The sequence below is a fragment of the Spirosoma luteolum genome, assembly GCF_054778875.1.
In genome coordinates, this window is the sequence record NZ_BAAGZE010000023.1 from 448,795 (window position 1) to 461,383 (window position 12,589).

Annotated in this window: 14 protein-coding genes; 4 read left to right on the forward strand and 10 right to left on the reverse strand. The window is 58.7% G+C overall.

The annotated features are described in order from the left end of the window. Positions 1 to 50: 50 nt before the first annotated feature. From ACYVAC_RS22150 to ACYVAC_RS22165, 4 genes are read right to left on the reverse strand one after another with little or no spacing between them, the layout of a single operon-like run. The gene (locus ACYVAC_RS22150; RefSeq protein WP_461100004.1) at positions 51 to 320 is read right to left on the reverse strand and encodes a DUF167 domain-containing protein; all 270 of its coding nucleotides are present in this window, start codon (positions 318 to 320) and stop codon (positions 51 to 53) included. Further along, on the reverse strand, positions 317 to 1,231 hold the full coding sequence (locus ACYVAC_RS22155) for an SDR family oxidoreductase (RefSeq protein ID WP_461100005.1): 915 nt from the start codon (positions 1,229 to 1,231) through the stop codon (positions 317 to 319). Before ACYVAC_RS22155 ends, ACYVAC_RS22150 begins: the two co-directional genes overlap by 4 nt. Before the next feature lie 51 nt (positions 1,232 to 1,282). Further along, positions 1,283 to 1,987 carry a peptidylprolyl isomerase gene (locus tag ACYVAC_RS22160; RefSeq protein ID WP_461100006.1) on the reverse strand — a complete coding sequence of 235 codons (705 nt, stop codon included), beginning with the start codon at positions 1,985 to 1,987 and terminating at the stop codon, positions 1,283 to 1,285. Between the two features lie 32 nt (positions 1,988 to 2,019). Continuing rightward, on the reverse strand, positions 2,020 to 2,646 hold the full coding sequence (locus ACYVAC_RS22165; protein ID WP_461100007.1) for an ABC transporter ATP-binding protein: 627 nt from the start codon (positions 2,644 to 2,646) through the stop codon (positions 2,020 to 2,022). 179 nt (positions 2,647 to 2,825) lie between these two features. On the opposite strand from ACYVAC_RS22165, the gene purN reads away from it, so the two are divergent. Further along, the gene (purN, locus tag ACYVAC_RS22170) at positions 2,826 to 3,416 is read left to right on the forward strand and encodes a phosphoribosylglycinamide formyltransferase (protein ID WP_461100008.1); all 591 of its coding nucleotides are present in this window, start codon (positions 2,826 to 2,828) and stop codon (positions 3,414 to 3,416) included. Further along, positions 3,413 to 3,793 (forward strand): hypothetical protein, encoded by a 381-nt coding sequence (locus tag ACYVAC_RS22175; RefSeq protein ID WP_461100009.1) that lies wholly within the window; start codon positions 3,413 to 3,415, stop codon positions 3,791 to 3,793. The genes purN and ACYVAC_RS22175 overlap by 4 nt, the downstream gene beginning before the upstream one ends. Here ACYVAC_RS22175 and ACYVAC_RS22180 read toward each other — a convergent pair whose 3' ends face one another. The 5 genes from ACYVAC_RS22180 to ACYVAC_RS22200 all read right to left on the reverse strand — a co-directional run bounded on the left by ACYVAC_RS22180 (position 3,794) and on the right by ACYVAC_RS22200 (position 9,281). Next, a complete protein-coding gene (locus tag ACYVAC_RS22180; protein WP_461100010.1) occupies positions 3,794 to 4,024 on the reverse strand; it encodes a DUF4834 domain-containing protein in 231 nt (76 codons plus the stop codon). A gap of 94 nt (positions 4,025 to 4,118) precedes the next feature. Further along, complete coding sequence (locus ACYVAC_RS22185) at positions 4,119 to 5,648, reverse strand: M28 family peptidase (RefSeq protein ID WP_461100011.1); 1,530 nt, start codon at positions 5,646 to 5,648, stop codon at positions 4,119 to 4,121. 67 nt (positions 5,649 to 5,715) lie between these two features. After that, a complete protein-coding gene (locus ACYVAC_RS22190; RefSeq protein ID WP_461100012.1) occupies positions 5,716 to 6,612 on the reverse strand; it encodes a LysR substrate-binding domain-containing protein in 897 nt (298 codons plus the stop codon). Positions 6,613 to 6,685: 73 nt separating this feature from the next. Next, positions 6,686 to 8,599, reverse strand: a complete 1,914-nt coding sequence (locus ACYVAC_RS22195; protein ID WP_461100013.1) for a polysaccharide biosynthesis protein — start codon at positions 8,597 to 8,599, stop codon at positions 6,686 to 6,688. A 145-nt stretch (positions 8,600 to 8,744) separates the two neighbouring features. After that, complete coding sequence (locus ACYVAC_RS22200) at positions 8,745 to 9,281, reverse strand: DUF2480 family protein (RefSeq protein ID WP_461100014.1); 537 nt, start codon at positions 9,279 to 9,281, stop codon at positions 8,745 to 8,747. Between the two features lie 204 nt (positions 9,282 to 9,485). Here ACYVAC_RS22200 and dnaN point away from each other — a divergent pair, with 204 nt between their 5' ends. Both dnaN and ACYVAC_RS22210 read left to right on the forward strand, forming a co-directional pair. Beyond that, the gene (gene dnaN / locus ACYVAC_RS22205) at positions 9,486 to 10,607 is read left to right on the forward strand and encodes a DNA polymerase III subunit beta (protein WP_461100016.1); all 1,122 of its coding nucleotides are present in this window, start codon (positions 9,486 to 9,488) and stop codon (positions 10,605 to 10,607) included. Positions 10,608 to 10,730: 123 nt separating this feature from the next. Then, positions 10,731 to 11,960, forward strand: a complete 1,230-nt coding sequence (locus ACYVAC_RS22210) for a TCR/Tet family MFS transporter (protein WP_461100017.1) — start codon at positions 10,731 to 10,733, stop codon at positions 11,958 to 11,960. A gap of 21 nt (positions 11,961 to 11,981) precedes the next feature. Here ACYVAC_RS22210 and ACYVAC_RS22215 read toward each other — a convergent pair whose 3' ends face one another. Continuing rightward, a complete protein-coding gene (locus tag ACYVAC_RS22215; protein WP_461100018.1) occupies positions 11,982 to 12,521 on the reverse strand; it encodes a YceI family protein in 540 nt (179 codons plus the stop codon). Between the last annotated feature and the right edge of the window lie 68 nt (positions 12,522 to 12,589).

The following is a 12,589-nucleotide window of genomic DNA, read 5'->3' on the forward strand; positions in this document are numbered from 1 at the left end:
GAACAGGTGTAAAACCAGCGCCGGCGACAACTGCTACCGCCGTATCTGGACTACGATGGGTTGGCTATCGACTGGCGAAAAGCGATCAGTACGTCCTCGTCGCAGTCGATTTCGAGCCGTTTGTGGGGATTGGTAAAACCCGACACGATCCGGATAGCCGATTTGGGCAAACTCAGCCGGCTGGCCAGCAGGTCGATCAGGTAGGCGTTGGCCCGGCCATCCTGCGCGGGCGCCTTTAGCTTCACTGTCAGTTGCCCGGCAGCATCGATCGCAAACAGATCGACTTTACTGCCGGGCTTTACTTTCAGCGATAGGATCATGCGGGCTGCTTCAACTGCCCAGCCAGCACGGCAATACCCTCTTCGAACGAGTGGGGGTCATAGCCCAGTACGGCCCGCGACTTGTCGAGTGTGAAGCCGGTGCGGGGCGGCCGGCGAGCCGTCTGCGTAAACGTAGAGGCATCGGCCTGCGCAATCAGCGACTTGTCGAGGCCAAAATAATCGGCCGTCTTGATGGCCATATCGTAGGGAGTCAGCACCTCCTTACCCGAGATATTGAAGATCCCTTCGGCCCCCTGATCGGCAATCAGGAAACAACCCATGGCCAGGTCTTCGGCCAGCGTTGGGCTCCGCCACTGGTCGGTCACGACCTTGATGTTTTTGCCGTCTTCGAGCGACTTTTTCACCCACAGAATGATGTTGCTCCGGCTCATGTCGTGGGCAATGCCGTAGACAAGCACCGTGCGGGCAATGGCCCACCGCAGCCCCGACTGTTTCACAATGATTTCGGCCGCCAGCTTGCTCCAGCCGTAGAAGCTGATGGGGTTGCCCTCGGCCGTTTCATCGTAGGGACCGGCCGTACCGTCGAAGATAAAGTCGGTCGATACGTGTACCAGAAACGCGTCGGTAGCCCGGCAGGCGTCCACCAGCGATTCGGTGGCGACCACGTTCTGCGCCCAGCAGTCGTCTTTCTGCAATTCACACTTATCCACATCGGTCATGGCTGCCGTGTGGATAACTACATCCGGACGCACATCCCCAATCACGTCGAGCACCTGCTCGCGGTTGGTAATGTCCATGGAACGGTAAGTGTAATCGGCCGAAGCGGGCAGGCGGTTATCTCCGCGGGCGGTGGCAATCAGTTCTACGTGCGGCTGCTGCGTGAGCAGGCCCACCAGTTTCTGGCCCAGCAATCCGTTCGATCCGGTCAGTAGAATTCGTTTTTTGGTCATACCTGTGGTGTTTTGCGGAGCGGGCTGTCGGGCCGTTACCCGCGTGTTGGGTCAGAACGTGTACCCGTACTGTTTGGTGATTTTCTTTTTGCGTACCCATTCGCCCGTTACCGTCATACGGCTGTCGCGGGTGGGTCGGTTCATCTGATCGCGCGGCTGCCGGGCAATACTGTCGACTACGGCCAGCCCGTCGATCACTTCGCCGAATACGGTGTAGTTACCGTCGAGGTGGGGCGCACCGCCGAGTGTTTTGTAGACCTGCTGCTGGGCATCGGTTGGCACATGGCCATTCATACTCTTGATACGCTCGATCTGTTTGCTGAGCGTTTCTGCATCCCAGACCCGCCCCTGCACCACGTAGAACTGGCAACCACTCGACGCTTTGTCGGGGTTGTTGTCGCGGGCGGCCGCCAGCGCGCCTTTTTTATGAAACAGCGTCGGCACAAACTCGGCGGGTACCCGATAACCCACATCGCCATTGCCCAGCGCAACACCCGGTTTCGCGGCCCGCGAGTCGGGGTCGCCCCCCTGAATCATGAATTTCTCGATGACGCGGTGAAACAGCAGGCCATCGTAAAACTTCTGACCGACCAGCTTGATAAAGTTTTCCTTGTGCTTCGGCGTCTGGTCATACAGCACCAGTTTCATGGGGCCGTAGTCGGTAGCGATCGTTACGAGGTAATCCTTTTTCTTCCGGTTCTGACCCATCGTCAGCAACGGTAGCAGGCAACACAAAAACAGAATCGGTTTGGTCATAAGGGGCCGAGCCGGTACCAGCTGGTACGGGCCTAGAGGTTGATACGGTTGTCGAAAGCGTCTTTAAGGCGCTGATCGTGGGTAACTACGATCAGACTGGCCCCAATCTGGCCGGATTGCTGCCGAAGCAGACTGATGACCCGGTCGGTATTTTCGTCGTCGAGGCTGGAGGTAGGTTCGTCGGCCAGAATCACGTCGGGCTGGTTCATCACGGCGCGGGCAATACTCACCCGCTGCTGCTCGCCCTGACTGAGCTGATTTGTTTTTTTGGTGAGCTGATCGGCAAAGCCCAGCTGACCGGCCAGCTCGCGCGCCCGCTGTTTATCCTGCGGCTTTCCAGCCAGGTAGTTAGCCATCAGCAGGTTGTCGAGTACCGACAGCGAGCTGACAAAGTGGGGTTTCTGGTAGATGATGCCCAGGTGCTGCGCCCGAAAAGCCGCCGTCTGAGCCGGGCTCAGTTTGGTGATATCGGTTTGTCCGATCACCACCGACCCCGTCCGGGGCGTCAGCAGTAACGCCAGCAAATGCAGAAAGGTAGTTTTACCCGTACCCGACCGGCCCAGAATCAGCAGGGCTTCCCGGTTGGCACAGTGTACGTCGGGGAAAGCAAACTGCCGGGAGGGACCGTATGCAAACGTAAGTTGATGGGTTGCCAGCATCGGATTGGGTTGACTACCGACAAAAATAGGCAAAAGTTGTAATTTAGCCCCGCTCCTGTTCCGAAGGCCGCCCGACTGCCCCGGCTCATCCGGGCGTTGCCCCGGCCCATGCCGGGTGTTGACGCGGGTCCGGCGTCTGGCCCATTCGGTCTTCCTGACTACTTACTTTTCCCTGCGCGTTGAAACGAATTGCTCTTTTTGCTTCTGGTTCGGGCTCGAATGCCGAAAAAATCGCCGACTACTTTGCCGGCTCGGCCGATGTATCGATCGACCTGATTCTATCGAACAATCCCAAAGCGGGTGTTATCGAACGGGCCCGGCGCCACCATATCCCGGTGCTGCTTTTCGATCGTACGACCTTCTACAACACCGACCGCATCACGCAGCTCCTGCAGCAACAGTCGATCGACCTGATTGTACTGGCAGGGTTCATGTGGCTCATGCCGGCCGATCTGGTGCGGGCTTTCCCCGACCGTATCGTCAACATTCATCCGGCACTGCTGCCCAGGTTCGGCGGAAAGGGGATGTATGGGCATTTTGTCCACGAAGCCGTGGTAGCCGCCGGCGAATCGGAGTCGGGCATCACGATTCATTTCGTCAACGAACACTATGATGAAGGGGCGCCCATTTTTCAGGCATCCTGCCCGGTGGTTGCCACCGATACGCCCGACGACGTGGCCCGTAAGGTACAGGCGCTCGAACACATGCATTATCCGCGGGTCGTGGCCGAGGTACTGGCCGCGTTGCCTGCACAACCCGACACAGTATGAAATATAGCTACCTGCTGCTGCTGATTCTGGGTCTGGGCGGCTGTTTTCGGCCCATCGTGTACCTGAATAATGCCCCCCGTTACCCGATCGATGTCTTTTACGACAATCAGCGGCCTGAGCGACCCTATGAGCCGATCGAGGAAATGGAAGTACACAACGATATGCCACTGACGGCGCAGCAGCGTACCGATAAAAAACTAACCGGACGGGGCATTGATATGCAGGAAAAGGAACTGCTGCTGGCCCGCCTGACCATGCAGGCCAAAAAGCTGGGCGCTACGGCGCTGGTGGGCGTCCGCTACAGCTACTACACCAGCCAGACCGAAAATGGCTATAGTATGAAGGGGCTGGCCGTGCGATACCGGGCCGAACAGTAATTACTTGATTTCTTCGTAATCGACGTATTCACCGCCTTTGAAGCGGCCATCGCCGGTGGCCGGGCGCGAGTCGACCCTTACGTCACCTTCCCGACGCCGATCGGCCGTCCGCTGCTTTTCTTTCTGCTGATTGACCAGCTGGCGACCTACCAGCAGGTAGAACACAAACCGGCGTACCGGTGGCACAAACAGAATGATGAGCGTAACAATGAGCAGATATTTAAAGAGCATGATCGGGTGTCGTTAATACTGTCTAAACGAAGAGACGGTCCGATTAGTTTTTCAGACGGCGGGGGATGACGCTACGGCCCGCCCCCGCCGTTTTTTATTGACCATACAAGGCCTTTCCGGCCGCTTCATACTTGTCGCCAGCCGACCATTGCGGTCGGGTAGCCCGGTTGGCAATCAGCCGGGCCGCGTTGGTGTAGGCCTGGCAGAACCGATATACATACCCAAAATCGAGCGACTCCGGGTTGTCGATGGCCTGGTGGTAGTATTTGCCGATCGCTTCATCGAAGGTTTTGAAACCGGGCGAGAAGGTCGGGGCCGGAATGCCTTTGGCCGCAAACGCTACGTTGTCCGACCGGTCGAACAACCCCTGCTCGGGCGCTGGTTCGGCAAATACGCCCAGCCCGGCGGCTTTGGCACCAGCTTCGATTTCGGCCCGGGCGCCGGTTCGCTCCAGACCAATTACCGATACCAGCGTGGTGTCGTTGTAGCCCGCGCCATCGGTATTCAAATCGAAAATAGTTTGTTTGAGGGGTACCAGCGGGTGTTCGGCATAGTAGCTGCTCCCCAGCAGACCAACCTCCTCGCCCGTCAGGGCCAGCACCAGCACCGAGCGCTTCGGCCGCTGCAGACTCAGCGACTTGGCCGCAGCCAGCACCGACACGGTACCGAAGGCATTGTCGCGGGCACCGTTGAAGATACTGTCGGCGGGCTGATAGGCGCTTCCGCCCTGTTTGCCCACGCCAATATGGTCGAAGTGCGCCGACAGAATCACATATTCGTTTTTCAATGTCGGGTCGGTGCCTTCGATCAGTCCGGCTACGTTGGCCGAGGGAGCCGCCACGCGCGACCGCCCCGAGGTTTGCAGCGATACCGATGCACCCGGCTCCTTGAGGGCTTTATACTGATTGTTGGCGTTATTTATCCAGAGGTGGGCCAGCGGCATCGATCCCGTAGCCGTTACCGGCGCGGTAATCTGCTCGCGGCTAAAATACTGGTTCACAAACCCCCAGGGAATGGACTCGCTGTACAGTTCGAGCAGGGCCGACGCGCCTTTCTGCATCGCCAGCTTGCGCTTTTCGTTGGAGGCCCGGAAAATTTCGTTCGGGCGTTTGGCGTCCGGCGAACCGCCCTGCACCACCACAATGCGCCCTTTTACGTCGCGGCCCTTGTAGCCATCGTCGCCATCGGTCAGACCGTAGCCGGCATATACCACCTCGCCCGATACGGTAGTGGGCCCACCGGCCATCACGACCAGCTGATTGCCCAGTTTGAGCGTGTCTTTGCCCATCAGCATCGTGGCCGACCGGGCCGCGCCAACTTTTTCGAGCTCGATGCGCTGGAAGAAATCCCCGCGGTCGCCGGCCGGTTTCAGGCCCAGCTGCCGAAACTGCTCGGCAATGTAGCGGGCGGCTGTCCAGTTGCCGGGCTCACCGGTTCGGCGGCCCATCAATTCATCGGCCGCCAGGAAACGCATGTGTGCTTCGACTTCGGCCGGCGCAACGGCAAACGGTACAGGTCGGGCAACGGGGGTTGGCGAAGGGGCTTTGGTACGGGCCGGCCTGGGTTGCGCCGAGGCCGTCAGGAGGGCCAGCAGTGCAGCTGCGGTCAGTAAGGGTGTTTGCATGAGGTGTTGGGTTTGGCGCAAACGTACGAAAAAGCCCGTTGCCGGCTTTGCTCATCCGGATAAACGATCAGCGCCGGGCGTAGTGCTGCCGCACAAACCGCATAAACGTATCGGCCAGCCCTTCGCTCATGCCCTGCAGCTGAATCGAATACAGATCGCGCTGGATGGTCAGCCCCTGCACATCGAGCACCCGCAGTGTACCGGCTTTGAGTTCCGACTGCACCGCAAAGATGGAAATGAAGGCCATGCAGCGCGAATTGAGCAGATACGACTTGATACTTTCGGTGCTGCCCAGCTGCATATCCAGTGTCAGATCGGTCAGGCGCAGGCCGGCCCCGCGCAGGGCATGCTCGACCACCTCGAGGGAGCCCGACCCGCGTTCGCGGAGCACGATCGGAATGGTACGCAGTTCGTCGAGGGTGATCTCGTCGCGGCTGGCCAGTGGGTGGTCAGAGCGGCAGATCAGCACCAGTTCATCTTTCACGAAGGGTGTGTAGCGAATATCGCTGTGGTGGGTGCGGCCCTCCACCAGCCCCAGGTCGATGTCGTTGTTGAGGAGCTGCTGCTCGATCTGCTCGGTATTACCGCTGTTGAGGGAGATCGATACGTCAGCCGACTGCTCGTGGAACCGGGCCAATACGGGCGGAATCACGTACTGCGACACGGTCGAACTGGCGCCAAGCCGCAGTACCCCGCCCGGCTCGCCCTTCAGCGCGTTCATATCGAATTCGAGCTGGCGGTAGGTCGCCAGAATGGTTTCGGCATGCCGCAGCAGCAACTGCCCCGCCGTGGTGAGACTGATCTGATTGCCGCGTCGGTCGAAGAGAGCAGTGCCAAAGCGATTTTCAAGCTCCTGGATATGCTTGGTAACGGCTGGCTGCGTAACAAACAGTTCGGCAGCCGCCTTGGTGAAACTCAGGCGCTTGGCAACGGTGTAAAAAACAGTCAGGCGAAAATCGAGCATAGCGAACCCGCTGGCCACGGTGCAGGGTGCAGGCCAGCCCGGGCAAAATTGCGCAATCTGCCCGACAAAACCCTTACGACCGCAGTACGGGCACTAAGGGGCGCTGATCGAACCGACTGTAGGGCGAGTTGTTGCTGATGTATTCGGGCAGCAGCCCCTTCAGAATCCGGACCAGTTGTGTTTCATCCGTGTAGTCGAGGGCCAGCTGCAACTGATCGTAGGCCTGCCTGAGTCGATAGGGTTCGGGTTCGGTCAGGCGGGCCACCTTGATTTTGGGGTGGTGTGTGGGCAGGGTAGTTTCGGTATCGCTAAGCAGTTCTTCGTAGAGTTTCTCGCCCGGCCGCAGCCCCGTAAACTGCAGCGCAATGTCGGTATCGACCTCGTAACCCGATAGCCGGATCATCTGCCGGGCCAGATCGGCGATTCGGACGGGGGCCCCCATATCGAACACAAATACCTCGCCCCCGCGCCCCATCACCGTGGCATCGAGTACCAGCTGGCAGGCTTCGGGAATGGTCATGAAATACCGGATCACATCCGGGTGCGTGACGGTAACGGGACCGCCGGCCGCAATCTGCTGCCGAAACAACGGCACCACCGAACCGCTCGAGCCCAGCACATTGCCAAAGCGGGTAACGATGAACCGGCAGCGGCTCCGGGTATTCAGGCTCTGCACATACTGCTCAGCCAGTCGTTTGGTGGCCCCCATTACGTTGGTGGGGTTGACGGCCTTATCGGTCGACACCAGCACAAACCGGCGCACGCCAAACTGTACGGCCAGATCGGCCACGACGCGCGTACCGAGCACGTTGACCCGGACGGCCTCGTAGGGGTGCGCTTCCATAAGCGGTACGTGCTTGTAGGCGGCCGCGTGGATCACGAAGCCGGGGCGCACCCGGGCAAACAGCTGCCGCATCCGGCGGGCATCGCTCACATCGGCCAGCAGGGGCGTCAGCCGGGTCTGGGCGCGGATACTGGCCGGCAGGCTCAGTACCAGATCGTGCAGCGCCGATTCGGCCTGATCGATCAGCACCAGCTCGCGGGGACCGTGGTTCAGCAACTGGCGCACCAGCTCACTGCCAATGGAGCCGGCCGCTCCCGTGACCAGTACCACCTCACCCCGCACCAGCTGGTCGACAGCCTCCCGGTCGAGTTCGATGGCGGGCCGGCCCAGCAGATCGTCGATCTGCACATCCCGGATCTGCTGGGTGCTCAGTTCCCCATCGATCCACTGCCGGACCGACGGAATGACTTTGACCGTGACCTGGTAGCGTAGCAGAAAATTCGTGATTTCGGTTCGGCGCTGCAGCGATAATTGATTGATTGCCAGCACGACATCGGGCTTGTGGGCGCTCTGCAAAAACAACGCGGCTGCCTCCCGGGGGGTATAGACCCGAAAACCATGCACTGTTTTCTGCGCTTTTGCCGGATTATCGTCGATGAAGCCGAGTACGCGCCGATCGGGGTCGCGGAGCAGCATGTCTTTGGTATGGATACCCACTTCTCCGGCTCCGTAGATCAGCACCGGCCGGCTTTCGCTGATGGGACTAGCCACGAGCACCCGGTAGACGTAGCGCACCAGAAAGCGCACCGTAATCAGCAGCACCAGACAGATAAAGTATTCGATGGCCAGAATAGACACCGGAATATAGAGCCTGCTGCTACCCAGCAATTGCCAGCCCGCATAAGACAGCGTGCCCACCAGCAGGCTGCTCAGCGTAATGGCCCAGCCGATGCGCACCACGTCTTCGAGCCCCGTGTGCCGGATTACCCCCGCGAACGGCTGCAGCCAGAGAAACACCAGCAGTCTGACAAGCAGCAGAGCTGCCGGATGATACCAGTGCCAGTTGGCCGGATCGATAACAAAGTTGAAGCGCAGCAGCCAGGCACAAAGGAACGCGAAGCCTGTCAGGCCAAGATCCATCAGCAACACCAGCAGACGGGGTGCAAATCGATTGACGACACGAGCAGCCAGCGAAGGTTTCATACGTACAGTTACTGGAGAAACGGGCACTGTCTGACAGACAACATCCGCTACTGACTGCTAAGCAAATATGCAGCCACCCCGTACAAACTGTAACGTTCTACCGAAAATAATATACTTCGAGTAAAGAAAAGCCCCGGCTTTACCGTTACTCAGCCGCTGGCGTTGCAGCTACCGCTTTGGCGCGCTTGTAAAGCGGTACGGTACTACAGGGTTCGCCAAACAGCAGGCTCTGCACCACCGGGCGCAACCGTCGGGTGAGTTCGACATAGGCAGCCGTCGGTACCGGCACTCTGCTGCATCCTTTCACCACCACCCGGGCGTCGCGGTAGTCGTCGGGATCAAGCTGAGCAATGGCGTCGAAGTACAGTTTCTCCTCCAGATCGGTCAGCGAACCATAGACCACCGTGTTGGCGTAGGGCTGTAGCTGCAGGGTCAGCAGCATGTAGGCCCAGGTAGGTACAATGGCATCTTCGGAGCAGGTAATGGCTACGTTTTTACCGGCATACTGCGTCCAGTCGTGTTCTTTCAGAAAGGCCCGAAAGTCTTTCTCCCGGAGCATAAGCCCCATATAAAGGTTGTCTTTTAGGTCGTAGACAACCCGCTCACCGGGGTGGTAATAGGTTTCCAGATCGAGCGAAACAAGGCCGCTGCCGGCCACACGGTTGATGATGGGCGCTTCCATACGATAAGCCAGAAAAAGGGCGGCTGGCAGCCGGTCAGGCAACGCCTTCTGCGGGCTGTAGACCCGGGCCAACCCCTGTTTATACAGGCAACAGACCCGGCCCCGCGAAAGGTTCTATTCGGGGGTAGATCGTACCGCAGGCTCGCTTTTTTTTGCTACTTTTGTTTCTATATTACAGCAACAAATTGCCAAACTGATCGGCTTATGAAATTTATAGTCTCCTCGTCCGTCCTGCTTAAAAACCTCCAGAATATCAACGGCGTTGTAGCAACCAACCCGATTGTGCCGATCCTCGAAAACTTTCTGTTTCGTATCGACGACAATGTGCTGACGGTAACAGCGTCGGACCTGCAAACGACCATGACCACGCAGATTCCGGTGGAAGCCAGTGAGAACGGCGCCATTGCGATTCCGGCCAAACTGCTGCTCGACACGCTCCGCAGCCTGCCCGAACAGCCCGTCACGGTCAACATTGATACGGACACCTTCGGCACCGAAATTCTGACCGACAACGGTCGCTATAAACTGTCGGGCGAAAACCCAATCGATTTCCCCAAACTGCCCACGGTCAACAAGAGCCTGTCGGTCGATATGACGTCTGATGTGCTGCTGAGCGCCATTAACAATACGGTGTTTGCCACCAGCACCGACGATCTGCGGCCGGCCATGACGGGCGTGTTTCTGCAGCTGAGCGATGACAACGCCACGTTTGTCGCCACCGACGGGCACCGGCTGATTCGCTACCGCCGGACCGACCTGGGTGCCTCGGCCAGCAGTTCGCTGATCATTCCGCGCAAAGCGCTGCAACTGCTCAAGGCGTCGCTTCCCGAGAACGTAGCCGTTACGGCCGAATTCAGCCCATCCAACGCGTCGTTTACGTTTGGTGGTACTCAGCTGATCTGCCGGCTTATCGACGAGCGGTTCCCCGACTACGAAAACGCCATTCCGACCAACAACCCCAACGTGATGACCATTGGCCGGACCGATCTGCTGAACTCGCTGAAGCGGATCATGATCTACGCCAACCGCACCACGCACCAGATCCGGCTGTCGCTCAAAGCCAACTCGCTCACCATCTCGGCCGAAGACCTCGATTACTCGAACGAAGCCAACGAGAAACTGCTCTGCGAGTACGACGGTGATCCGATGGAGATTGGCTTCAATGCCAAGCTGATGGCCGAGGTACTGAGCAATCTGAGCGCCAAAATGATCTCCCTCGAACTATCGGCTCCGAACCGGGCCGGGCTGCTGATTCCGGCCGACAAGGAAGAAAATGAAGATATTCTGATGCTGGTGATGCCCGTCATGCTGAACACCTACGCTTAGTAAACGGGCGCTGTCGTATTGTAGGGTTGTCGAGTTGCCGAGAGTTGGCTGGTGCGTCATTGAAAGACCCCTGACCAAGCCCGTGACTCGACAACCCTACCGCTTTTTAATCCCCCCCTTCCTATGCCCAAACGTACCGCACCGGCCCTCGTTTTCATCTTTATCACCCTCCTGCTCGATGTTACGGGTCTGGGCATCATCATTCCCGTTTTCCCCAAACTGATCGAGCAACTGATTCACGGCAATATCAGCCAGGCCGCCAGCTACGGTGGCTGGCTCACGTTCGCCTACGCCCTGATGCAGTTTGTGTTCTCGCCCGTACTTGGGGGCCTGAGCGACCGCTATGGCCGGCGGCCCGTGCTGCTGTTCTCGCTGTTTGGCTTTGGCATCGATTACCTCTTTCAGGGATTTGCACCCACCATCGAGTGGCTGTTTGTAGGCCGGCTGCTGGCGGGCGTTACCGGGGCCAGTTTCACAACGGCCAACGCCTACATTGCCGACATCAGTACGCCGGAAAAGCGGGCGCAGAACTTCGGCCTTGTCGGAGCCGCTTTTGGGGTCGGATTTATCCTGGGACCGGCCGTGGGTGGTTTTCTGGGCCAGTACGGTCCCCGCGTGCCTTTCTTCGTATCGGCCGGCCTAACGCTGCTCAACTTTCTCTACGGGCTGCTGATTCTGCCCGAGTCGCTGGCACCCGAAAACCGGCGGCCTTTCAACTGGAAACGAGCCAATCCTATCGGTTCACTGATGAACCTGCGCCGGTACCCAGTCGTGCTGGGGCTGGTGGCCTCGCTGGTACTGATCTACATTGCCGGCTTTGCCGTGCAGGGTACCTGGACGTTCTATACCATGGAGAAATTCAAATGGGATGAGAAAACCGTGGGCCTTTCGCTGGCAGCTATTGGGCTGGCCTTTGCCGTGGTGCAGGGCGGCCTGAGCCGCATCATCATTCCGAAGCTCGGTCAGGAGCGCTCCGTTTATGTAGGGCTGTTGTTCAGCGCACTGGGCTTCGCGCTGTTTGCGCTGGCTTCGCAGAGCTGGATGATGTTTGCTTTTCTGGCGGTCTATGCCCTCGGCGGCATTGCCGGCCCTTCGGTGCAGGGCATCATCTCAAACCAAGTGCCGCGCAACGAGCAGGGTGAGATGCAGGGGGCGCTAACGAGCCTGACCAGCATAACGTCCATTGTCGGCCCCGTTATCATGACCAATCTGTTTTCATACTTCACCAGCCCGAAAGCGCCTATCTACCTGCCGGGGGCGCCCTTCTTTCTGGGTGCCGTGCTGATTCTGATCAGCGCCGGCCTGGCACGCCGAGGCCTGGCCCGTACGGCTGGCACCCCGGCTGCCGACTAACGGCTTCAGGAAGAATACGTGTTAGAGCGTAAAGACGGCGTTGATTTTCAGAATCAGCTCATCGTCTGTTTTGAGGCCCATCAGCGAAGGCCGCTCTACTTTGTAGTCAGTCATACGAACCGGAAACTCACCCGTCAGGGTAAGCTTCCCTCCACTTTCCCGGCGCATCACCGGCAGCGTAATGGATCGGGCAACACCGTGGAAGGTGAGGGTACCGCGTGCCACGAGCTGGCCGTTTTCACCGGCTTTGATGTCGTTACTGGTAAACGTCACGTTGGGGTACTTAAGTCCTTCCAGCACCTCCATCGCGTGCGAATCGCGGTTGTTATTATCGCTGTCGAACGAGGCTACCTTGATCGATACCGCTACACTCTCGGGCTGCTTCGACTCGTCGTTGTAGATGAGCGCGCAGTTTACATCGTGGCTCACGCCATCCCACTTGTGCAACGGGTGTTTAGCCGAATAGGTCACGGTCGACAGGCTTTTGTCGGCCACGAGTTTACGTTTGGCCAGGGGCGCCACGAAGCCCACGCAGAGCAACAGAATCAGAAACGGTTTCATAGCAGTAAGCGAAGTTCGAATAAGCGTGCCGGCACGAAATTCCTTGTAGAAGTCGGCCGACACGCGGT